Annotated in this window: 15 protein-coding genes and 1 riboswitch; of the genes, 5 read left to right on the top strand and 10 right to left on the bottom strand. The window is 41.3% G+C overall.

Annotation, left to right across the window (positions count from 1 at the left end):
• Positions 1–115 precede the first annotated feature (115 nt).
• The 3 genes from ACGEDC_RS12060 (at position 116) to ACGEDC_RS12050 (ending at position 3,572) form a co-directional block, all read left to right on the top strand.
• Positions 116–1,783: a DUF342 domain-containing protein gene (locus ACGEDC_RS12060; protein ID WP_394493458.1), complete on the top strand. Its 1,668-nt coding sequence runs from the start codon at positions 116–118 to the stop codon at positions 1,781–1,783.
• Between the two features lie 178 nt (positions 1,784–1,961).
• Entirely contained in the window at positions 1,962–2,342 is a 381-nt protein-coding gene (locus ACGEDC_RS12055) for a DUF4144 family protein (RefSeq protein WP_394493456.1), read from the top strand.
• 99 nt (positions 2,343–2,441) lie between these two features.
• Positions 2,442–3,572, top strand: a complete 1,131-nt coding sequence (locus ACGEDC_RS12050) for a site-2 protease family protein (protein ID WP_394493454.1) — start codon at positions 2,442–2,444, stop codon at positions 3,570–3,572.
• Positions 3,573–3,632: 60 nt separating this feature from the next.
• Here the strand turns inward: ACGEDC_RS12050 and ACGEDC_RS12045 are convergent, their stop codons facing one another.
• The 3 genes from ACGEDC_RS12045 to ACGEDC_RS12035 all read right to left on the bottom strand — a co-directional run bounded on the left by ACGEDC_RS12045 (position 3,633) and on the right by ACGEDC_RS12035 (position 7,381).
• The gene (locus ACGEDC_RS12045) at positions 3,633–4,772 is read right to left on the bottom strand and encodes a succinylglutamate desuccinylase/aspartoacylase family protein (protein ID WP_394493452.1); all 1,140 of its coding nucleotides are present in this window, start codon (positions 4,770–4,772) and stop codon (positions 3,633–3,635) included.
• 53 nt (positions 4,773–4,825) lie between these two features.
• On the bottom strand, positions 4,826–6,175 hold the full coding sequence (lysC, locus tag ACGEDC_RS12040) for a lysine-sensitive aspartokinase 3 (protein ID WP_055022664.1): 1,350 nt from the start codon (positions 6,173–6,175) through the stop codon (positions 4,826–4,828).
• A 143-nt stretch (positions 6,176–6,318) separates the two neighbouring features.
• Positions 6,319–6,495, bottom strand: a riboswitch (Lysine riboswitch).
• 451 nt (positions 6,496–6,946) lie between these two features.
• Positions 6,947–7,381: a DUF3293 domain-containing protein gene (locus tag ACGEDC_RS12035; RefSeq protein WP_055022665.1), complete on the bottom strand. Its 435-nt coding sequence runs from the start codon at positions 7,379–7,381 to the stop codon at positions 6,947–6,949.
• Between the two features lie 682 nt (positions 7,382–8,063).
• Here ACGEDC_RS12035 and arcA point away from each other — a divergent pair.
• Positions 8,064–8,780, top strand: a complete 717-nt coding sequence (arcA, locus tag ACGEDC_RS12030) for a two-component system response regulator ArcA (RefSeq protein ID WP_055022666.1) — start codon at positions 8,064–8,066, stop codon at positions 8,778–8,780.
• A 242-nt stretch (positions 8,781–9,022) separates the two neighbouring features.
• Here the strand turns inward: arcA and ACGEDC_RS12025 are convergent, their stop codons facing one another.
• Positions 9,023–11,293 (bottom strand): S9 family peptidase, encoded by a 2,271-nt coding sequence (locus ACGEDC_RS12025; protein ID WP_394493449.1) that lies wholly within the window; start codon positions 11,291–11,293, stop codon positions 9,023–9,025.
• 234 nt (positions 11,294–11,527) lie between these two features.
• Between ACGEDC_RS12025 and ACGEDC_RS12020 the strand changes: the two genes are divergently transcribed.
• Entirely contained in the window at positions 11,528–12,520 is a 993-nt protein-coding gene (locus ACGEDC_RS12020) for a class 1 fructose-bisphosphatase (RefSeq protein WP_394493447.1), read from the top strand.
• A gap of 86 nt (positions 12,521–12,606) precedes the next feature.
• Here ACGEDC_RS12020 and ACGEDC_RS12015 read toward each other — a convergent pair whose 3' ends face one another.
• The 6 genes from ACGEDC_RS12015 to ACGEDC_RS11990 form a co-directional block, all read right to left on the bottom strand.
• Positions 12,607–13,362, bottom strand: coding sequence for a thioredoxin family protein (locus ACGEDC_RS12015; protein WP_394493445.1), 756 nt, complete (start codon positions 13,360–13,362; stop codon positions 12,607–12,609).
• A 129-nt stretch (positions 13,363–13,491) separates the two neighbouring features.
• Positions 13,492–14,736: a dicarboxylate/amino acid:cation symporter gene (locus tag ACGEDC_RS12010; RefSeq protein ID WP_394493443.1), complete on the bottom strand. Its 1,245-nt coding sequence runs from the start codon at positions 14,734–14,736 to the stop codon at positions 13,492–13,494.
• A 592-nt stretch (positions 14,737–15,328) separates the two neighbouring features.
• Positions 15,329–16,549, bottom strand: a complete 1,221-nt coding sequence (locus ACGEDC_RS12005; RefSeq protein WP_055022670.1) for a hypothetical protein — start codon at positions 16,547–16,549, stop codon at positions 15,329–15,331.
• Positions 16,546–17,235 (bottom strand): hypothetical protein, encoded by a 690-nt coding sequence (locus ACGEDC_RS12000; protein WP_225442170.1) that lies wholly within the window; start codon positions 17,233–17,235, stop codon positions 16,546–16,548. The genes ACGEDC_RS12005 and ACGEDC_RS12000 overlap by 4 nt, the downstream gene beginning before the upstream one ends.
• A complete protein-coding gene (locus tag ACGEDC_RS11995) occupies positions 17,235–20,912 on the bottom strand; it encodes an ATP-binding protein (protein ID WP_394493440.1) in 3,678 nt (1,225 codons plus the stop codon). Before ACGEDC_RS11995 ends, ACGEDC_RS12000 begins: the two co-directional genes overlap by 1 nt.
• A 439-nt stretch (positions 20,913–21,351) precedes the next feature.
• A complete protein-coding gene (locus ACGEDC_RS11990) occupies positions 21,352–22,971 on the bottom strand; it encodes a methyl-accepting chemotaxis protein (protein WP_065109794.1) in 1,620 nt (539 codons plus the stop codon).
• Positions 22,972–23,164: the final 193 nt, after the last annotated feature.

Here is a 23,164-nt window from a genome sequence, read left to right as displayed (position 1 = left end):
AATTATCTAGTCTTTATTCATAAAAACAGCTACATTTTGATATCAACATCACACATTATGAAAAACAATACATGAGCTAACACGCATTTAAGTCTCATGGCTAATAAGGGTTTTTATGCTGGATTGGAGCATGGCTGTTTTTAATGAAACTCAAACCCAAGTAGAGTTTCGTGTTACGCCCAATATTCATGGGCCAATTTCTGACGATGACGTAAAACAGCTACTGACGCAGGCAGAGTTTGCCATGCTGAAACCGTTAACCCACAATATTCATAATTGTGTTGCTGAAGTTAATGCCCTCAGCACTCATGACAATGGTAAGCATGAGTTATTTTTTATCATTGGTGAACGAGCTGATGGCAGTGTGACCATAGAAATCAGCGAAGATAAAATGTCGGCCTCTATGACATTAGCATCAGCATGGGGTGGGAAAGACCCTTCACTGCCAATGATCCTTAACACCCTAAAATCCCATAAAGTCAAAATGGGATTAAGCAAACCTAAAATTCAATCTCTGATCCAGCAATTAGCGATTTTACCACCGGGTGAAAGTTGCAGTAGCCAAATCGCCATTGGTAAATTGGCTGTAAATGGCATTAATGCAACATTAACAAGACAAGTCCCCCTCGCTCGTGAACGGTTATTACAACCTCAAGAACGTGAAGATGGCTCTGTCGACATGCGAAATCTGGGCGCAATGATCATGGTGAAACCAGGCGACGTTTTAATGATAAAAACGCCTGCGACTACCGGCACTCCTGGCTATAACGTACACGGGGAACCTATCATGCAGATTGAAGGCAAAGATCTGCAAATGAAGCCTGGTAATGGCACTGAATTATTAAGTAGCGATACTAACCAACTTGTCGCAACAGTATCTGGTCAGCCTGTTGAAACACCAAAAGGTATGCAAGTAGATGATGTGCTGCAAATTAAAGATGTTGACGTAAAATACGGTCATGTTGATTTTGAAGGTAGTGTCTTAATCACAGGCGATGTCCACGAGGGTATGAAAGTAAAAAGCACTGGTGACATAACAGTTATGGGGTTTGTAGACTCAGCTAGCCTTGAAGCCCAAGGCGATGTAATTGTCAGTAAAGGAGTCATTGGCCGACAAATTAAAGAGCATGAGTTAAGTACCCATATTACTGCCCGTGGCCAAATCTGTGCTCAGTTTGTGCAATATTCCAATTTAACCGCCAAAAGTGACATCTTAGTCACTAAACAACTGCTTCATAGCCATTCAGTCTCAGACAATGTCATTACCGTTAGCGATCCTAATGCCAGACGAGGCGATCTTGTCGGTGGGCGAGCGACCGCTAAAAAAGGCATTAAGGCTGTAGCCTTTGGCGCAACGGCTGGCACTAAGACTGAGCTTTATTGCGCCATGGATCAAACTGAGCTCAAAGCTGAGGCTAAAGCCAGTGATGACCAAGCTAAGCAGCTTGTTGTCGCAGGATTAGATATCGAGTCTCGCTTGAGAAAGCTGCCTCCTAAAACGGAGTGGCAAACAGATGCGGGAATGATTGAGCAAGTGAAAATGATGCTTGATGAGAAAAAAGAAATCGCCAATCGCCGTGCGAAAGCTGAAGCAGAATGTAAGCAACTTCAGCAAGAAGTGGATGGCTATTACAGTAAATATTTTGTGCAAGCAGAGAAACACATCTTTGCCAATGTAGAGATTCATATTGGCCCAGCGCAAAATCGCACTCAGCGTGAACATGGCCCCTGTCATGTTAAAAACCTCCATAATGAAATCAGTTTCGATTATGGTAGCCATTAATTTCTAACTTGGCCGTTCGGGATCAGCTAACGCAGCAATTAGCATGGTAATTGTTGCTATCAAACAGCAACTTATAAAACACTCAACGTGAGAAACCTAATCGCTTTTTTACTAAAAATCGTACTTAGGAAACAGTTAACAAGTTGACTGAATTTATTGACCATAAGAGAAGAATTCGATGCTAGCGATTTGTTGGCCAGCAATTATAAAACAGCAAGCAAGTGAAGAGCTCATTTACCTCGCTAATCAGATTGACTGGCTAGAGTATTGTTGTTTACAACTGCACCTCATAGGTAGTAACGATAGGTTATTAGATAGCGAGGGCTCTACATTCGATATTGTTATCGAGGCGCAAGCTCACCCTCAACAACATCAGGCTAATCACCCAACAGCGGAATTACCACAACTTAGAGCAAGCCTGCACCCCATAGATTTAGTGATCTTTATTCAATACGTACGAACACATGCAACCCTTAATGGTCATTGCTGCAGTGGCAAACTGGTGTTTACGGATATCAAGCAAGGTATCGACACCGTGGCATATCTTGAATCTATTTAGCTTGAGTCACTGCAACCTATCGGGCAAAATGCCTAGCAATTTCACCATCGCTACTTCACTCATCATGATTCATCACACAACAATGGAACAGCAAAAAATATGGAACTGCTGAATTTAGAATGCCTTGGCAAACGTCTGCGATTAGAAGGCTCTATGGCCGGTTGGCAACAACTTTATTGGGATAATCAATTAGTCTCTCAAAAATCGGCATCAGCAGATAACCAGGCTTTCAATGTGCACGAATTCGAATTATCGCGCCCCGCTTCAATGGCAGGAGCAACGACTGATGACATTATTACTGAAACCAGTAAAACCATTGTAAAAGTAAGAGTAGAGGCTGATGTCCAGTGGCAGCCTTTTATCATTAACTACACGATTTTGGTTGATAATGACACAGTAGCTCAAGGGCAGAGAAATACTAAAGATATTGAACAACAAGTGCCTGAAGTTGCTCCTGTTAAAACGCAAAAATTCAGTATGATTGGCTTAGCCTCACTTGGGTTTAAGCTATTAAAAAGTGCCAAAGTTGTCAAAGCTATGCTCGCTGCGGCAAGTGTCGCGGCCTATTCATGGCTATTCTCAATTGAATTTGCACTAGCATTAATTGCCTGTCTGGTTGTTCACGAATATGGCCATATTAAAGCCATGAAGCACTTTGGTATGAAAACCAAAGGGATTTACCTTATCCCATTCATGGGCGGTTTAGCTGTCAGCGATGAGCGAATAAATACTCGATGGCAAAATGTCGTCATCTCTATCATGGGGCCAACATTTGGCCTCTTGATGTCAATAGCCTGCATGGTCGCTTATTGGATCACCGGCAATATCTTTTTTGCAGGTTTAGCCAGTTTTAACGCCTTACTAAATCTGTTTAATCTACTGCCAATTTTACCCTTAGATGGCGGCCATATTCTTAAAAGCATCACGTTTTCTATGAACAGCATGGTAGGGTTAATAGCCTGTATCGCTGGAGCGGCAATAGGCGTGTTTATCAGTTATAGCTTGGGGCTGGCTTTATTAGGGTTCTTGTTGCTAATTGGTAGTTTAGAGATTGTATTTGAGTGGAAAACTCGACACCAAAGTCACCTGTTGCCCTTAGATAGGTATGGGCAAATTTTCTCAACGGTTTGGTACTTTTTAACGGTTGGTCTACTTATCGCTATTATTTGGTATTTTGCAGCTTCAGGCGACGAGATGCTGGCTATGCCGCTTGAAATTTTAAAGAGTTAATACTTCAATATGCTATCGCTGGCAGTTTGCAATATCGTTGCGAATGCCAGCGACTCACCATTAACTGATCTCAAAAACCTTAGTCATTACCTTATAAAGCTCTGTCCCTTGATGCACAGAAGCTGAGGCAAAATGCAGTACAGGAACGCAATCACAAGGTAAACTGATTGTCGTCATGGCATTCTCTGTTCCGTATTGATCAAGTCGTAAAAGGGTCACTAACGGCTCACCAGCTTTCAAAGGTTGTCCTACCTCTGCGCAATACTCAACTAATCCAGCTTTTGGTGCATGGAATTTTTTATAGTTAGCTAAATCACATCCCCAACGCTTCATTGCTGCAGGTTGCACTGTTTCTGCGATCACACCTCTATGACTTAAGTACGCCAAAATCCCCATCGCATCGAGTTCTGCATCAGCCATATCGACACGCTCTTGACTCGCCAATTCAAGCGTAAACGCCGCTACGGGGACGTCAAAATGTCTCCCTTTACGCGCACAAAAGCGTTGGAGCTGCCACCACGGGTAAAATGCAGCCTCATCCATAGCACCGCCAAACTCATTAGGAATAACCAATGAATAAGGAATTGAGAAATAAGCCGCAGATGCGACATCATACTCTGGGCAATATAGATGTTTTGCAGACTTAGGGCCGGTATGTAAATCCAATACAATATCCGCTTGATGCGCCATCGATTGCAGTGTCACCGCGAGTTGATGCCCCGTGCTAATTCCCCAAGAGTTATTTAAACGTTGCTGACAGCTTTGTGCTAATAACACTCGAAATGCGGCGAACAACTCATTATTTGATAAAGCCTTGTTTGCTTGATACCAATTAGGAATGTCTGCCACTATTGCGGCATGTTCAAAATATTCTCTATTCCAGTTCACTCCCGTAATAGGATCAAATCGCCCAAGAGTAAACTCACCACTTTTTTGATTAATCCCCAATGGGTTAGCTAAAGGAACACAATGTATATCACCTAAGATTTGATGGCCTTCCAATAGCGTCATCAACTGATGAATTACCGCGTTACCTTGCACTTCTGCGCCATGAACATTGGCTTGAATATAGACAGATGGTGCAGCACTATCACTTCCTTTAAACGTATAAATAGGAGCTGTTAGCGCTTGGCCAGTAGCCAATTCACCTAATTGAACTGTAGATACGTGAGCGTTGGAGGTGCGATTCGCTTCTGTCATATATTCTTTAGCCTCATATGTTCCAAGCATTGTTACTTGGTGAACACTTCCTATTATTCAAATAAATTTTGGTGCAATGAATTGACCACATCTGCCGCTTCAGACTCTGCTACTAATACACATAAGTTATGCGGGCTTGCGCCTTGACAAATCATTCGCACATTGTGCTTTTCTAATACTGAGAAAACACGGCTACAAATCCCTGCTGTTGAGGCAATTTTATTACCAATAATAGCCACTAACGCCAATTTATCTTCAACACGAACTCGACAATGCTGTGATAACTCCTGCAGTAATGATTCACTCAATAGCCCCTGACCGCTAGAGTCTGATCCTGTTTTATCGAGCGTTAATGAAACATTCACTTCTGAAGTAGTAATCAGATCAACTGAGATTTTGTGCTTGGCTAATGTCGCAAATGTTTCAGCAAGGAAGCCTTGTGCATGCAACATTTGCAGGCTATGCAAATTAAGCAGGGTTTGATCACGTCTTAATGCAACAGCACGGTAAACGGGAGCGTTTTCTACTTGATGTCGAATCCAAGTACCGCCTTGCTCTGGCGCTTTACTTGAACCAACAAACACTTGAATTTGCTGACGAACGGCAGGAAGAATCGTCGCAGGGTGCAATACTTTAGCACCAAATGTTGCCATTTCAGCGGCTTCATTAAAACTGATTTCAGGGATTGGTCTAGCATTGGGAGCAAGACGAGGATCGGTTGTATAAATACCTGCTACATCGGTCCAGATTTCTACCGCATCAGCTTTTAAGCCCTCTGCCAACAGTGCTGCTGAATAATCACTACCACCACGGCCAAGAGTGGTGGTGCGCCCTTGGTCATCAGCGCCAATGAAACCTTGCGTAACAATAACTTCATTGGCTAATAGTGGTGCTAAATGCTCAGCACCTAACGATGCTATTTGCTCTATTTGCGGCTCTGCGCGGCCAAAATGGCTGTCTGTACGTAATACTTGTCTGACATCAAATGCACTTGAAGGAGTGCCCTTTTCACGAATAACAGCAGAAAATAGCAATGAAGAACATTGCTCTCCCATTGAAAGTAGTTCATCAATGATTGCTTTACTGCGATCTAATACAAGCGCATCACTAAGCACTGACATACGGCTAAGTAACTTATCAATACCTGCGGCAACATCTTGAGGACGATCGAGCTGATCAACAATGTCATATTGAATTTGGCCAATTTGCGTCAGTAATGCTAAACGACGCTTGTCATTCACATTAGCTTGCGTAAGCTCCACCAATAAATTAGTTACGCCGCTGGATGCACTAACAACAACGACTCGAGTATGTCTGTTCGCTAAGATAATATCGGCGCAGCGGTTCATTGCAGCGTAATCTGCCACAGAGGTTCCACCGAATTTAGCTACAACTAAGCTCATACTGACACCTCCACGCTTGAAGGCTGACATACAAATACGAATTGACTACTTAGATTAAAAAACATGATTACACTCCGAACTTACTTCGTTCGAAGAGCCTGGTGCAGTGATAACGCACCCTTATAAGAAGGGAAACAGCAATCTTCACCAGAAGCTCTCCACCAATGAATAGGTGACAATCGTTAGGATTCAGCCTAATCGACCGATATGAAATGAAACCAACCATTTGACATACCTCGGCGCTAATCTCCCTCATAAGTGGTTTTAGGAATTGGTTTTCCTCACACTTACTACCTAGCTAACGCTCCTCTTCTGTTTCTTCCCTCAGGAAGAAATTGAAAAATACCAATAAATAACCACCTAAGTCAATTATGGAATGTAATAAAATTACTAAATAACTGAATACTGAATATACGACATTCATACTCGCTGTCATCACATCAGCTTAGATATTTAAATAGTTTGGATAAAAATAGCTTTATTTACAGATACTAAAGATATGAAAGCAAGCATTAACTTTAACGTAAAATGCTAACAATACAGTACTTAGCTATATTAAATAGACCATAAGGGAAGTTTTAGTTTCAAACTCTGAATAAAGGCACTTTTAGATAGGTCGGCCTTCCATAAGCCATTTATGGTTCAAATCAATACAGCGCTATTATAAATAACCTTGCCTATATAAAGTGGGTTTATCAGCAGCCCTAATGCGTTGATATAATAGGTGACTAGCAGTATCAGCGTGACCGAACTGCTTTATCAATCAATAAATTACTCATGAAGATCAGGCAACTCATTGACCACCTGAGTGCGAGTCATAAAATCGCCTATCATCACTTCTTTATCAGGTGCATCGCCACAAGCAACTAATGACAAACGGCCTTGATTGACATAATAGATTGCATGCTGTTTAAACTCGCGTCCAAGCTCCAAAGCTTGTTCTTTTTCAATAAAGATAGCCCAGCTTTTTTCCATATGAGATAAATCGGGAGCGGCTCCAATAAGTGAGCGATATGGACGCTTATATTGTTCGATTTTGGTTTGTAATTGGCGGTCGAGCAAACGGTTTTGACAAGGAGTTAAGATACTCCCTAACGGGTTATGAGCAGTGACGATTGCAAAAGGAATATCATTCGCAAGTCTCTGCGTTAGTAAGAATTGTGTCCCTTGATATTTGTGCCAAAGGCACTCAATTGCATTTTCCATTATTTCATTTTCTCTGTTGAACCCAGTTTACAGTAGCAAACCCTTTATTACAGTGACAGCCCATGTGATACAAGTCACAAGAACCATAATTATATTAACCTTTTAAATCAGCATCTTACCTAAAAAACCAATTTTGTAACAATTCTAGAGAGTAAATTTGTTAACATTTCATTTGTTAACAAATGCCTAAAACGAGTACAATAATCATCACTAGCTAGATTTTGCTACATAACTATTAACAGTGATACAAGCAGTTACATACTTCATTAGTTTAATTGCTACTAAATTTTCAAGCTTGTACATTTTGTTCTACATTTTAGATGATATAAATATAGAACAATAATTAGTTTGCCAAGGAACTTTAACGAGCAATCTAATCTCATAGTTTTATGAATCATTGTTTTAATAGATCTTTCGACTGATTGTGAGTCAATTAATACTCAGCATACAATCTAAGTATTGATTTTTTATGATCACATTTATGTCACGTATGTCACTTTAATGATGTATTAAGCTGAATGTATATAATGTAGTTAGTCATGAAGCGTGTTTTGTTCAGGGCAGACATAGATAAACACCTATCGTGAAATTGAAAAATTATCGGCACTTTCATAAATAAGCAGTGCCACCGCCCTAGTGCAACATGACTAGAATCGAATTGTTTTTAATTTAGGTAAATAACATGCAAAACCCACACATTCTTATTGTTGAAGATGAAGCTGTAACCCGTAATACTCTGCGCAGTATTTTTGAAGCAGAAGGGTATGTAGTAACTGAAGCAAACGATGGCGCAGAAATGCACACAGCCATGCAGGATAATAAGATTAATCTTGTTGTTATGGATATCAATCTTCCTGGTAAAAACGGTTTATTGTTAGCTCGTGAACTTCGTGAAATCAACAACATCGGTCTTATTTTCTTGACTGGTCGTGATAACGAAGTTGACAAAATTCTTGGTTTAGAAATTGGCGCTGATGACTACATCACTAAGCCATTTAACCCACGCGAATTAACTATCCGTGCTCGTAACTTATTAACTCGTGTTAATAGCACTGGCGCAGAAGTAGAAGAGAAAGGTTCAGTTGAATTCTACCGTTTCAATGGTTGGAGCTTAGAAATCAACAGTCGTTCTCTAGTTAGCCCACAAGGTGAGTCTTACAAGCTACCACGTAGTGAATTCCGTGCAATGCTTCACTTTGTTGAAAACCCAGGAAAAATCTTAACTCGTGCAGACCTGTTAATGAAAATGACTGGCCGTGAGCTTAAGCCACATGACCGTACTGTTGACGTTACTATCCGTCGTATTCGTAAGCACTTCGAAAGCTTACCTGATACGCCAGAAATCATCGCGACTATCCACGGTGAAGGCTATCGTTTTTGCGGTAACTTAGAAGACTAATCACTAATAGTGATACAAAAAAGCCAAGTCAATGACTTGGCTTTTTTTATAACTTTTTATCGGTCACGTTTCTACAATCATCAGCATATGACATCTCGCCAAAGTGCATTACGCACTTACTTGCTTATCCTTAAACCTAACCCCCTTTAATGGCGACGATTATTGTTGAGCAACTCTATCAAATTCTTTACGCACAATGCCCCCACAATCAAATTGAGGGCAATGAGTACCACTACAGCCATTTACTTCAACTCATTTTCCAAGAAAGCAGCCAATGATTTGTATAGGTGATTTCTCACTTTCTCACCACGCATTGAATGTTTCGAACCTGGATAATCCATCATCTGAAATAATTTACCTTCGTCCTGCAATGCCTTATAAACACGCGTACTGTTTTCAAACAATACATTGTCATCGGCCATGCCGTGATACATCATCAAACCTGATTGATAATTTTTCACATATGGTAAAACGCTCGCTGCATCATACCCTTTTTTATTTTTTTCTGGGTGACCCATGTAACGTTCTGTGTAATGGGTATCATATAAACGCCAATCCGTTACCGGAGCCCCAGAGATTGCCGCTTTAAAATAATCAGGCGCTTTAAACTGCGCCATAAGCGCCATGTACCCGCCATAACTATGGCCATAAATACCAATATTATCACCATCAACAAACGGTAAGCTTCTCAGGTAATCAACCCCGACTTTTTGATCCTCAACTTCCGCATCGCCCATATTTTGATAAATTACATACTCAAATTTTGTGCCGCGATGGGCAGAGCCACGATTATCAAGCTGAAATACTGCAAAGCCTTGTTGAAGTAAATACTGAGTAAAGTAATCCGCCTCACTCCAGCTATTAACGACTAATTGCGCATGTGGACCACCATAAACACGTACCACTACCGGATGCTTTTTACTGTCATCAAATGGTACAGGCTTAAATAAGCGATACTGTAATGCTTGGCCATCTTCAGCTTTAAGCTCGCCAAACTCAGGCATTTGCCACAAACCAGCAAAGTCATATAGAGGATGGCTTTTAGTGACTTCGTTTTGTTCAACCCAAGCTAATTGTTCACCCGTTTCATCATGTAAACTCACCTGTGGTGGCTGACTTAAGCTACTAAAATAATCTAAGTACACAGGCTTATTATCTGCAAACACTGCTGAATGCATGCCACTACGAGATGATAACTTCTCAATTTTACCACCAGCTAATGGCACTCGGTATAAATGACGCTCAACCACGCTATCTTTTCGACCAGAGAAGTAAACCCAACCTGCTTTTTCATCTACCAGTTCAAGCGCATCCACCACCCAGTCGCCTTGGGTTAATTGTTGCAGCACTTTGCCGCTTAAATCGAATAAGTAAAGGTGGTTAAAACCATCACGTTCTGATGCCCAAATGAAAGACTTTTGTTGTTTTAAAAACTGTAAATCGTCATTAAGATTTACCCAAGCTTCACTTCGTTCAGCAACAATGGTTTTCGTCTTGTTGTTACTGCTTAAATCAGCAATCCGTAAGTCTAGTGATTGTTGGTCGCGACTCTGCCATTGGAATGACAGATGCTTACTATCTGGTAACCATTTCACTCTTGGCAGGTAAATGTCTTTTTCTTTGCCTAAGTCAATCCATGAAACTTGTTGCTCTTTTCCTTCTTTGGCAAGCGTAATAACGCCTAACTCTATTTCAACGTTGGTTTTTCCCGCATATGGGTAACGCTGCTCGGTGAGTTTAATTCCATCAGCATAAATCTCATTACGAGTAACCAGCTCAACGCCTGACTCATCAATGCGAGTAAAGGCAATGGAAGTTTCATCTGGTGACCACCAGTAACCTGTCATGCGCCCCATTTCTTCTTGGGCGACAAATTCAGCCATACCATTTTTTATCGGCCCTTTGCCATCAAAAGTCAGTTGGATGAGTTTTGACGTTTCTAGGGCTAGGACAAAAATATTCTGCTCACGTACAAACGAAACAAAGTTTCCTTTTGGCGATAATCTTGCGTCAGTAACAAAGCCTTCACCCGTATCCAGTTCTACCGTTTTATTGTCTGCTAAAGTGAAGTAATAAAGCTTACCCGCAGCAGGAATAAGCAAAGATTGACTGTTTTCTGCCCAAAAGTACTCCATGATCCCTTGACCATAAATACGTTGGCGTTCGCGGCGAGCCTTTTCTTCATCCGATAATTCGCCTGACGCTAAATCATCAGCATTAAGCAATATGCTGCGTTTAGATGTCTTAATATCCATCTGCCATAAATCAAACAAATATTGGTTATCCTCACGGCTCGCAAGGTAGGTTACTCGACTGCCATCAGGTGACAGCTTTAACCCTCTTGGGCTTGCTCCTGCTAAGGCAGGCGATGCATGAATACGTTCGATGGTGAGTGGGGTAGAATTTCCTGTCATTTTCGTCGCCGCTATTGCTTGTGAAGAAACCAGTGCGCCAGCCAATGCTAACGACATTACCGACACAGCTGACCATGTCGCTTTCCATTTATTTGTCATTGTTATTCCTTGCTGTAAACCGAGGCAAATTTCATTATTTGAATTATTTATTTAACCTAATGCCTACTAGAATTCGTCATTTTGCCTGAGTTTATAACAAATCGGTATCCCGTCCTAACTTGCTCAACTTTTTCACGCTGTATTGTGCGTCAATCTGAGGTATTATCGTTGCCAATAAATTAAAACATTAACCACTGGTTACCGACCTTAACCTCTACTGTCTTAGGAACAAGCATGCAAACTTTGACACAAACCCTTACAAAACAAGCAGTACCCGATTCACTTTCACAACTCATTTTACGCTTAGCTGACTGTTCGAAAGACATCAGCCAAGCGGTTCGCCACGGCGCACTTGCTGGCGTCTTGGGCGCAACAGAGCAAGAAAATGTTCAAGGTGAAACTCAGAAAAAGCTCGACGTTATCACTAATGACATGCTTAAAGATGCGTTAAAAGCCGAAGGAAACGTGCGTGGACTCGCATCAGAAGAAGAAGATTATGTCGTTGAAGTCAATAAACAAGGCGAATTCCTTGTGTGTTTTGATCCCTTAGATGGTTCATCAAACATTGATATCAATTCGCTAGTTGGCACTATTTTTTCAATCTTGCCAGCACAAGATGGCGAATTAACAGAAGCCAGCTTTTTACAAAATGGTCGTCAGCAACTTGCTGCAGGTTACGTGCTTTATGGACCATCAACCATGATGGCATTAACCACTGGCCAAGGTACTCAATTATACACCCTAAATCCTGATACCAATGAGTTTTTACTTACTGATGAAGCGGTTAACATCAGTAAAGACACTGCAGAGTTTGCCATCAATATGTCAAACCAGCGCTTTTGGGAAGCACCAATGCAAACTTACATCAGTGAATTATTGCTGGGTAACATTGGTCCTCGAGAAAAGTCATTTAACATGCGCTGGATTGCTGCGATGGTGGGCGATGTTCATCGCGTATTATGTCGTGGCGGTATCTTCATGTACCCAACTGACAATAAGAACCCAGAGAAGCCATACAAGCTGCGTTTAATGTACGAAGCAAACCCTATGGCACTATTAGTAGAACAGGCCGGTGGTAAGGCATCTACTGGCTATGGCGATATCTTAGACATTGAACCAGAAGCGATTCATCAGCGTGTAGCGGTCATCTTAGGTAGTGCAAACGAAGTCGATGCTTGCTTAAGCTATCATGGACTTGATTATAGTAACGAACCAGATATTGCATAATCGTGCACACTTTATAAAAAAACCGCCAATTGGCGGTTTTTTTATTAAGCCATCGACTCAAACTTATACGTTGACTCAACGATTCCCTATTCCCAACTGAATTTACCATATTCAGGAAAAGCCAGCGCTGTTTGCGGGTTAGCTGCCAGCTCTTGCTTCATTGTTATAATATCTTTTTGCAACTGCGTTCTGTATTGCCACACTTCTGTCGCAACCGCTTGAAGCTCTTTTGAATCGCCAGCGTTACCGTTTCTCACCGCAGCCCATATTGGACGTAGATAATCAAAACCTTGCTTTAAGTGGGCCACATTAGCATCAATGAACTCATCTAGTTGCGGTGATGTTGGTAATGATTCAACAGGCTGAGTGCCGATGGTTGAGAAAAAATCGATATATTCATCTAACGGAACACTGTCAGCGCTTTGCCATTTTGATAAACCTGCCTCATTAAGCAACTGCCCCGTTTTCGGTTCAATAACCATTACAGTTGGTGTGCCAAAGTAAGCGGGATAACCATACTTTTGCGGTAAGCTATGCATATCGTCAAAATATGCCACATCGACGAATACGGTTTCAAAACGTGAGATTAAAATAGGCTGCATTGTTTGGTCTGAAAAGTTACCCGCCAGACCTCTGCTGTCATGACACCACTGTGCTCCCATCACGACTAACAATAACTTTCCTTGCTCTAAAGCCTTTAACTGAGCTAACTCAACTCTTTGCAGATCATTATCGTGTTCGATAAAAGTATATTGCGGTAACGCTTCAACGTGGTGCTCTGTTGACTGACAGCCCATCAATAACATCAATGGTATTAATAATATTCCAATTGCTAATCTCACTTAACGCTCCCTTTTGGTCAGTGATACTGATTTACCTTATCAGCATATACAAAAAAGGCCTGCAAATGCAGACCCTTATCTAGCTTATTAAAAGAACTAATTCATTTAATAGTGAATCGACTCATCGCATTAAGCTTTTTCAGCTTCTAATTGATGCGGCTTCTCAGTTTGATCAACGATAGTTAATACCGCGGTATCACCCACTACGTTACATGAAGTCAGTACCATATCAATGATACGGTCAAGCGCTGCCACAATCGCAAAGGCTTCAACAGGTAAGCCCATCTGATGGATAAGCACACCAATCATGACCATCCCGCCACCTGGAACACCACCAGCGCCCACTGACAGTAAAAACACACTGAACAATAATGCTGGGATTTGCTCGCCACTGATTGGCATGCCAAAGGCATTCGCCACAAAGAAAATCGCGATAGTAATATAAATCGATACGCCGCCCATATTCATCGTTGCACCAAGCGGCACGCCAAAACCAGCAACGGCACGATTAACACCAAGCTTATCAGTCAAGGTTCGCATAGTAACCGGAATCGTGGCATTTGAGCTTGCGGTTGATAACGAGAATAAGATTTGCTCGCGGGTTTTCTCACGAAACTGCTTGGCAGTCACTTGCGTGAAGAAGCTGACTGCGAATGGGTAAACCACAAAAATCCACAGCAACAATAGCCCTAAAATGAGTAATAAATACTGCACAACACTGAAGAAAATTTCTGGCTCTAACGTTGCCCCTAACTTGAACATCAACGCAAACACACCAATAGGAGCCAAATTCATCACAACAGAAATCAAACGCATCATAATAATATTTGCAGTTTGAAAGCCTTTTACAGCACCTTTGGCAACTTCACCTAATGATTTAATCACGCCGCCAAGTAGCAGCGCCATAAAGATAACCTGAAGCATATTGCCCGAAGTAAATGCCGAGAACGGGTTATTCGGCACGATATTCACGATAAGCGTCATTAAGTTGGGTAATTCAGTCGCTGTAATGGCCACATCGACATTGCTTGTCATGTCGATCCCTTTACCAGGCTCTAAGAGCATAGCAACGGCAAATGCTGCCGTGATAGCCACTAGGGTATTGATGATATAAAAACCAAATGTTTTACCACCAAGCCTGCCAAAGCTTTTTAAATCTTGCAGTTCACAGACACCGCAAACAATACTCACAAACACCAAAGGCACAACAAGCATCATGATCATATTGACGAACATCTTTCCGATGCCCGATGCAATGTCGACTAATGTCCCAGAAAAGAACGCTACATCATTTAGCGCAAATTGGACGATACTTCCGAGAAATACCCCTAAGAATAACCCGATAAAAATTCGAGTTGATAATGATTTAACCATGATTGTTGTATTCCTAGTTCAAGCCGACTTCAGAAGCAAACACCTAAAAACGACAATAAAATTGTTTTAATTATTTTAGCGACCACGATACTGAAACAAGTTGCAATACATTTCAATGTTAGAGATCAATAAGTTGTTACTCCCATTGAAACGGCAGATTTACAACTATAATTAACCAGCTGATTTTAAAAGCCTTACACTAAAAAATTAATCATTTAAGAGTCAAAGCCAGTTTTGCTCACCAAAACACATCCCTTTAACAGCTAAACATATCGTGTTTAAAAGACTGAAAAGTTAAAGTCACTAGTATACGGGTTAATATTTCGACTTCACCCCATAGTGCATCACATAAGTAATATATGTTGCTAAATCAAATCGAAATATGAGTTAACACAAAGAAAACGAAAAGGGGTTAAGTTGTAACAACCAGGTAGACTCCAGTTACATTTCTCATTGGAAATACATGAAAACAAAAAAGCAGTTGAGGTTAGTCAACTGCTTTAATTCAATGAACGCTTTCTAGGCTATCTAACACATTCGATAGGCATACGCTAAATACAAAAACATGTTATCAAACGAGCCGATAACGGGATTAGGCCAGCCACAGCTCTACATCATGGATCATAAAGTTACCGTTATAGATTGGGTCAGGCTCACCAATCGGTTCAAGTTCAAAGTAAACCTTATGCTCATCTGGTAAACCTTCATAACCGCCAATCACCTGATATAACCAGTTTTCAGCTTCCCATTCGAGCTTATTGGCATGAAGATACTCTAGCGCTGACTGTCGCAGACCTGAATCGATGACTTCACAAAAGTATTGATCCACAGCCAGTTTAAGCGGGTTATCAGGGATGTCGAAATCTTCTACATCACTCATGGTCGTTGCCACATTGTGTTCACGTACTTTTGTTGGCAATAAGTCACGACTAATGGCTTTCACTTTAGATACCACATCTAATAACACAAGTTCGTGCTGACTGTTATTAACGTCAACACTGGCAGGCTTAATCATTGCGTCGGCGCAATTGAATAAGTTTGGCACGTGCTTATGACCAACGTGGTTTTCAGGCTGGTAATCTGGATGCAGATCAGTATGTAACAAAAAGCCTTTAAGCAGACGAGTACGACCCTGAATTTGTCTAAACCGACCTAGCAATTCAAGTAATCGCCCTTGAACAGCGCTAATTTCTTGAGTGCATTGGCTCAGTGTTTCTTGCAAGTTAGTGACAAGCAGTCGTCTTAACTCTCGAATATCACCAGCAATGTCACTCAATTCACTGAACTGGAACATTTCCAATCCATTAAGCAACTCAGACACTTGGCTTTGTGCAAGTTCATTCTCACGAATTTTTGCACTAATACTGCCAACATAACCGAACTCGTTATTAATGCGGCTCCACAACACCCTAATAGAATATCTTAGGCTATCGGTGAAGCTATAAACATGTTCACTTAAATCGGCTAAGTAAGCCTCTGCAGCACTATAATCAATATTATGCCGTGCTTCTTTATAATGATCGGCTAACGTTTTAATCGTACTAAACGCTGAGCCAACATTGGCATCAATCTGACGATTGCGCTCATCGCTCAACGCTTCTTCCAGTAATGCTCTCACTGAACGCTTAAGACGTAGGGCCTCATCGGGTTCTGGTCGCCATAAAATACCACTCTTTTTTAGCTTTTCTATCACAGCAACGTCATGCGTTGTTTCACTGACAGAACCCGCTAAATAGGCATCCATAACCACATCAGCATGACGGCTTAACTGCTTGAGCAGCTTAACCCCTGCTTGATGTAAATTATTACTCATACTAAATCCCTTTGTGTCGCAGTTTCAGCTTGAGCTTCAAGGCTTAATCCTTCTGTTTCATCAATAAAGCGGATCACTTCGTATAAATAATCAAGCTTACCTGTGGCAATGTAAATTTGCTTTTCACTGTTGGGTTTAACTAAATAACCTAGTTCAACTAAACGCTTAAATACCAGCTTGATTTGATTATCAACATTGTGACTGGTGGAGCCAAACAATCGATAATGACTTAGCTTAGCCAATTGCTCCATAAAAGCTGGGGTGTCTTCAATACGTGCTTGAAGCTCAGTCAAACGGATCGGTGCACCTTCACTTAAAGGAGCATCTTGACCACTGCTTTCTTGAACTAAAACCAGCCACTCAACTAATGGCACCAGCGCTGAGCAAATATCCTTAAATTGGCTAGAAATCACTTTCTTTTCTTGCTCGCCTAACTGCTGATAACCACAAAAAAAGACATCTCCTTCAGCTGCCGAAGAAATCGTACGATTAATTTGATTTAAATACTGTTCAATTTTCTCAAAGGTATGCGGGCTTTTTAAAGCACGCCAACCATCTTCATTTGTGGTGCGACAGATAAACTCACCACGCAATAATTGCTCGATAAGCATTCCGGTTCCGACCAAGGTGGTTTCTGAAGGCGCTACGCTTTTAGAAGACAAAGGTGATTGCATTGATTCAGACATTAGATCGCCTCCTTATTATTGGCACGCTGACTTAATCGCTCAGCCAGTGGATTGCTTTTCGGTTTCACCACCTGCAATTTGCGGGTTTGTTTATTAATGATGTATCGGTTAGCAAACAGATTAAGTACTTCAGACTCAGGATTCGGGAAAGCCCCTAATACGCTAATATTGTTATTCACACAGGCATCAAAGATTTTTTTCACATTGGTATGATGCAAAGTACCCAGCTCATCAATAGGCCAATGAATCGTGACATCCGCTTTACCACGTAATAAGCGAGTAAATGCGAGCAGGAACTTACACAGAATGAGATACGCCATACCGTGACTAGAAGACTCATTGAGCTGTCTATCAGTACGTATAACTAAATCGCTGTTACCTTCTTTTAAGCGCAGCTCAATTTCTAATAGCTTGGCAATACCGCCAGAAAGCGCTGCACGACCAATAATATCTAGCGCACGACGCATGCTTGATGTGTAGTGCTCATCAGGTAATTGACTGAAACCATCTGCTTTCCATTGCTTAAAGGCTTTCACAAACACTTCCAGTTCAGGCCAGAACTCTAACTCACTAATGCGAGAACGAATCTTAACTGCCGATTCAGATACCCCATCAAGGAATAACTCTTCACCGACTTCACGGGTAATGCGAGCACTTTGTGAAGCAATACGTCTATCGATATCAGCTAATACATCGTAGTAAGCGGTTAAGTCGATACCAAAAATTCGTCCTTGTTCACGAATCGCCATAAGTGATTGCGGTACCATCACATTTAATAATTGTTCAAGTTGGGGCACTAACTTACGGTAATCCAGTAATCGAATTCCTTTATCGTTGGTAAAGCTAGACTCATCACGAGCACGCTCCCAAAACTCAGCGAGGCTTGAACCAGATTTACTGGCAATAACGGAATCAAAATGTTCAACATATTGCTTCACTGAACCTAGAAGATAGTCACGTTGTAAAAGTAACTCTTCACCTTGTCTTAAACGTTCACCAATGCTGCCATCAGCTTCTTCTTTACTTTTAGGTAATTTAAGCTCAGCGAGTTTACGCATCACTGCACGCAATTTCGTTAAGTTCTCTGATGCGTCAACTTGTGCTGCATCAGAGGCTTTTTTAACCGTCTCTAGCTGCTGTTTGCGCTGTTTAACTTCAGCCGTTTTATTCGCAAGTTGTTGCTCGAGTTCAAGCACGGCTTGTTTTACTTTAGATAAGTCTGTTTGCAACTTTGGCTTGCTGACAAGCCAGGCATTTTGATACCAATGATCGTAACGCAATACATCACTGCGACGTTTTTCAGCATGGCTGATTTGCGCTTCTAGTTCTCGTATTTTCCCTTTAAGCGCCACAATTGCAGCTTCATCAACCCCACGAGATTTAAGCTCATTTTTATACCAAGTATCACAGGCTTTTTGCTCTTGTTTAGCATTGCTGCGACGGGTTTCAATATTGGTTTTGATTTGCGCGAGCTGATTGTCTAATGCTCCGACAACATCTTGCCAATAAGCATTTTTTTCCATTCGAGCTTCAAGCGCTTGGCCTTTTTGCTCATCTAACCACTCTAGATGCTGGTTATGTTGCTGCTTGAGCTCATTATCAAGCTGCACTAATCGTTTGGCTGCATGGGCTTTTCTATCTGCTAACGCTTGGTTAATTTGAGTCTGAGTGCTACGTTTTTCATCAAATAAACGTCTGACATCTTCACGGCTATTTTTATACGCCGTTCGTGCAAAAGTCAGTTCTTTGCTGAGGTTATCTAACTCATCATTAATCATAACAAGCTGATCTTCATGTTCAGCCTTTAGCTCTTCAGCTTGAGATAAAGCCTCTTCTGCTTTGGTTAACCGTAAGCGTAAATCTTGCTCGGACGCAGCATAATCAGGGACATCTATCGCCTTTAAATCAAGCCCAATACCAAATAGCGCGTCATCGCTACTGCCTGCCACATTAGGATGTAAGTCGGTGCGATGAAGCAACTCAGGTGCTATCACTTTACCAAAGCTTTGCTCCCAACCTGGTGACTCTTTACGTAAAAACTCAAGTAACGTGTGTGACTGCGGGAATAATATCCCTTTAACATCATCAACATCAGCTAAACGTTCATTCACTCTGACACTCGCAATCCGCAGCGCTTCACTCACTTGATCGCGTTTAGCACGTAATTTACGTTCGTCTATGGATAAGCGATCGACCTTTTGATTACAGATTTCTTGTTCTTCATCTGCACGGCTAATGCGCTCATCAAAAATGGCTAACGTGGTTTTTTCTTCTTCAGTGTACGTCACACCGTCAATTTGATGGCTAAGTTCACCACGAGTCAATTTAAGTTGATATTCTTGTTCCGCAAATGTCGCTTTACCCGCATCAGTTTTTTCACGCCAAACATTTTCAAGATTAGCTAAATCTTCTGAAGCGGCCTCACGTTGAGCATCACGGTTTTCACGCAGTTCATCTTGCTCTTCGTGGAGCGTTTCAAGCTCACGATGAAGCTGCTCTGCTATCTTGCTACGTCGACTACTGTAAGCTGCTTCAATATCTTGATGCTTTTCAGTTTGCAGTTTATGACGCTCTGTTAGATTTTCTAAATCACTACGCCAATTATCTAAACTGTCTAAATCAGCTTTAGCTTGTTCAATATTGGCATTTAAGAAACCTTCATATTGATCCTCAATTACATCAAGCTCAGCCTCATACTTGCGAGTATCACCTTGTGCAAATGATAACTCTTGACTTATTTCGTCCCTTGCTTCTTTCCACTCTTCATCGAGTAAACGCAGTTGCAAACTGGCATCTTTAGATTCATTTTGACTCAGCTCTTGCCTTTGCGCTTCCAACGTTTCATCACCGCGATAACCTTTAGCAAGGCTGCCAAGTCGTAATTCAGCACTGAGTAATTGGTTAAACTCTTGCTCTAGTTTTTCAAATTCTGGGCGTATTTGCTCAAACCCCTGCACTAACTGGCTTTCACGTATCCAACTTTCAACTCGCTGAGGGTTTAAACGTGATGTGGGCGGGTTAACGCCATCTTCTTCTAAAATCGCCGCCACCATCGACTTAACGGTTTCCATTTTTCCTTCTTTGGAATGCACCGCTTTAGCGAGTTTTTCAATATGACGTAGTGAGTATTCGCTATCACATAAGGAGAATTGATGCCCATAAGTGCGCAGCTCGCCTTTATTGCCGCCTGTGGTGAGTAAGCTACGATCATGTTGAATAATGGCTCGATACTCTCGGGTATTTAGCAAATGAGTGTGAGTCACTTGGGCACGCTTCATTTCACGACCAAGTTCAGCCATGGTATGACAAATAATGGTGTCGCCATTACGTGATTTTACGTAATCATCTAACTCAAAGCCTTTGGCAATAAACCGGTAATTAACCCCTTTACCATCACCAGCAGAAGCCATAATCGCTTGGTATAGCTTGCCATCGCTCTTTTGATATTCGTAAATGATGTAGCTTGAATCATGAGGCAAATACCAACGCTCAAAGCTATCCCTAGTCGACGGAACGACTCGACTTGGGTACTCACCATAGAATACAGGTACCAGTCGTTGTAATGTCGTTTTACCTGATGCATTGGTACCACAAATATTGGTATGTCCATCAAGTTGCAATTCAACGACACCCGGTAAATGGGTATTGATTAATACGATTCTGATCAAGCTTGGCATTGGGATCCTTTTACGCACTATCTGCGAAAGCAAAAACTCGTTTTATCACGGTTATTGTTGTGAGCAATTTTCTTATGCTAATAAGTTAAATCAAAGCGATGCGTGAAGCAATTTCGCTGATTAAATTGGCCTAAATGATACGCTAACATAACTCAAAACAGCGCTTAACAAAGCAGCAGTTGAAGTATATTTTGCTTAATCAGCATACAATTGTGAGCAGGTTTTGGCGTTTTAAGGTGTTAACTCACTACCAAGTAAAAGCAGCAACCGAAAAACCGCTAACTACAGCCACAAAAAAACCACCTAAGAGGTGGTTTTTCATTAATTTAATGTGCCAATGTTAAGTTAAAGTTTGAACATATCCAGTGAAAAAGGCTAAGAAACACCCTTAAGGCATAAGGCTAAGTCACATACCTCAGACATAAACTTAGAAACCACATTAAAGCTTAAACTGAGAGGTGGCATTATTCAGCTCGTCAGAGAAATCTAACAACCCATCAGACACATCTTGTACTTCGGCTAAAATCTCTAATGTTTGTACAAATGAAGCATTCATTTCAACAACGTTATGGCTGACTTGCGCTGCTACTGCAGATTGCTGCTCTGTTGCCGCTGCTATGTGTGTATTCATGGTATTGATATTCACAATCTGTTCTTGAATAGACTTTAAAACATCACCAGTTTCACGGGCATGTTTTTCATTATCAGACGCTTTACCAATAGCAACATCCATCGTTGTAACTGATGACTCTGCGGCGCCTTTTAAGCGAGACAGAACTTCACGAATTTCTTTAGTGGCATCTGCAGTTTTAGAGGCTAAAGCCCGAACTTCATCCGCTACAACCGCAAAACCTCGGCCTTGCTCACCCGCTCGTGCAGCTTCAATCGCGGCATTAAGCGCCAATAAGTTTGTTTGTTCTGCAATGGAGGTAATGACATTGAGAATTGAATTTACACTTTCAGTGTCTTTGGCTAATTCATTAATCGACTCTGAAGCGATTTCAATTTCTGCATTAAGCTCTTGAGAAATATTAATCGTACTTGCCACCACAGCTAGGCCGTTTGTGGCTTCACGCTCTGCACTATCAGCCGCTTCTGCTGCCTGTTGGGCGCTTTGAGAAATTTCATTAACAGACAAACCCATTTCTTCCATTGAATGCTGCACTGTTTTGGCATCTAGACTTTGCTTTTCTGTTGCTTGAGTCGCAATGCCCATTCGCTCTTTTAAAGACTCTGCGCTTTGTAGTAATGGCGCTGTAACGCTTACCACTTGCTGAATCGCATCGGCAAGTAAACGTAAAAAACGGTTAAAGTTGGTCGAGACTTGGCCTAGTTCATCGCGCCCTGTGACATCAAGTTGATGACGTAAATCACCTTTACCATCGGCTAATTCGCCAAGCGAGTTAGCTAAATTACCCGCAGAGCTACTTAACGATTTGGCAATAGAGATAGTTGCAATAGCCATTAATAATAGTAAAGACAAACCAATAGATAACGTCAGCATTAAACCGGTTTCTGAATGGCTAACCGACTCTTGAATCGTATAATTAAACTCGGTAACTTTGTCCGCTTTATATTGCTGAATACCTACCATTAATTTGTCATAAACTTGGGTTTTAGTAGCAATAATCTGGCCGACTTTGCTCATGTCAATTGTGTTATCAACCATGCCTTTAGCAAGGTCAAAGGTCACCTCATTATATTGATTTAGTTCTTTATTAAGTAATGACAAATTACTCGACTGTTCACTGTCGAGACTAATAAGGCTATTAATGTTTTTTTGCAGAGATTGGTATGTTTTATTGGCGTTATCAATCAAGTCTTCATCAGAAAATGACACCGCTTGAGTATAAAGTTCATCAAGCCTTTGAACATAAATAACATTTTGATTGGCAAGCTCAACACGCTGCGAGACTTTGTCTTGCATGAACGTCATAGCATCGTTGTTCTTATTAATCGAAATAATACTGATCGTTAAATTGACGGCAAAGATGATGACAGAAAGTACGAAAATCAAGCCGACTTTCTTGAAGATTGACATGTTGCTAAACCAATTCATTTGTTGCCCCCAAAGCACTCGTAAAAGGATATTTGCCTTAATAAAACACGTATAAATAAACTGCGCTGTCACTTTAAAGTGACCATATTATTTATCGCAGCTTACCTTGCTAAAACGCGTTAAAATCCTTTTATACTGCTATTAACGACAAATACGTTACAATTTGTTTATCGGCCACTCGGCAAAATGCTAA

The organism is Shewanella sp. ENK2 (assembly GCF_043568515.1).
In the GTDB taxonomy this organism is placed as follows: Bacteria; Pseudomonadota; Gammaproteobacteria; order Enterobacterales; family Shewanellaceae; genus Shewanella; species Shewanella japonica.
Note: the sequence above shows the minus strand (reverse complement) of the source record. Positions and strands in the feature narration are given on the sequence as shown.

What these genes read in the sequence shown, in the direction of transcription:
- ACGEDC_RS12060 (WP_394493458.1), top strand. Translation starts at nt 116, where the DNA reads ATGCTGGATTGGAGCATGGCTGTTTTTAATGAAACTCAAACCCAAGTA.
- ACGEDC_RS12055 (WP_394493456.1), top strand. Translation starts at nt 1,962, where the DNA reads ATGCTAGCGATTTGTTGGCCAGCAATTATAAAACAGCAAGCAAGTGAA.
- ACGEDC_RS12050 (WP_394493454.1), top strand. Translation starts at nt 2,442, where the DNA reads ATGGAACTGCTGAATTTAGAATGCCTTGGCAAACGTCTGCGATTAGAA.
- ACGEDC_RS12045 (WP_394493452.1), bottom strand. Translation starts at nt 4,772, where the DNA reads ATGACAGAAGCGAATCGCACCTCCAACGCTCACGTATCTACAGTTCAA.
- lysC (WP_055022664.1), bottom strand. Translation starts at nt 6,175, where the DNA reads ATGAGCTTAGTTGTAGCTAAATTCGGTGGAACCTCTGTGGCAGATTAC.
- ACGEDC_RS12035 (WP_055022665.1), bottom strand. Translation starts at nt 7,381, where the DNA reads ATGGAAAATGCAATTGAGTGCCTTTGGCACAAATATCAAGGGACACAA.
- arcA (WP_055022666.1), top strand. Translation starts at nt 8,064, where the DNA reads ATGCAAAACCCACACATTCTTATTGTTGAAGATGAAGCTGTAACCCGT.
- ACGEDC_RS12025 (WP_394493449.1), bottom strand. Translation starts at nt 11,293, where the DNA reads ATGACAAATAAATGGAAAGCGACATGGTCAGCTGTGTCGGTAATGTCG.
- ACGEDC_RS12020 (WP_394493447.1), top strand. Translation starts at nt 11,528, where the DNA reads ATGCAAACTTTGACACAAACCCTTACAAAACAAGCAGTACCCGATTCA.
- ACGEDC_RS12010 (WP_394493443.1), bottom strand. Translation starts at nt 14,736, where the DNA reads ATGGTTAAATCATTATCAACTCGAATTTTTATCGGGTTATTCTTAGGG.
- ACGEDC_RS12005 (WP_055022670.1), bottom strand. Translation starts at nt 16,549, where the DNA reads ATGAGTAATAATTTACATCAAGCAGGGGTTAAGCTGCTCAAGCAGTTA.
- ACGEDC_RS12000 (WP_225442170.1), bottom strand. Translation starts at nt 17,235, where the DNA reads ATGTCTGAATCAATGCAATCACCTTTGTCTTCTAAAAGCGTAGCGCCT.
- ACGEDC_RS11995 (WP_394493440.1), bottom strand. Translation starts at nt 20,912, where the DNA reads ATGCCAAGCTTGATCAGAATCGTATTAATCAATACCCATTTACCGGGT.
- ACGEDC_RS11990 (WP_065109794.1), bottom strand. Translation starts at nt 22,971, where the DNA reads ATGAATTGGTTTAGCAACATGTCAATCTTCAAGAAAGTCGGCTTGATT.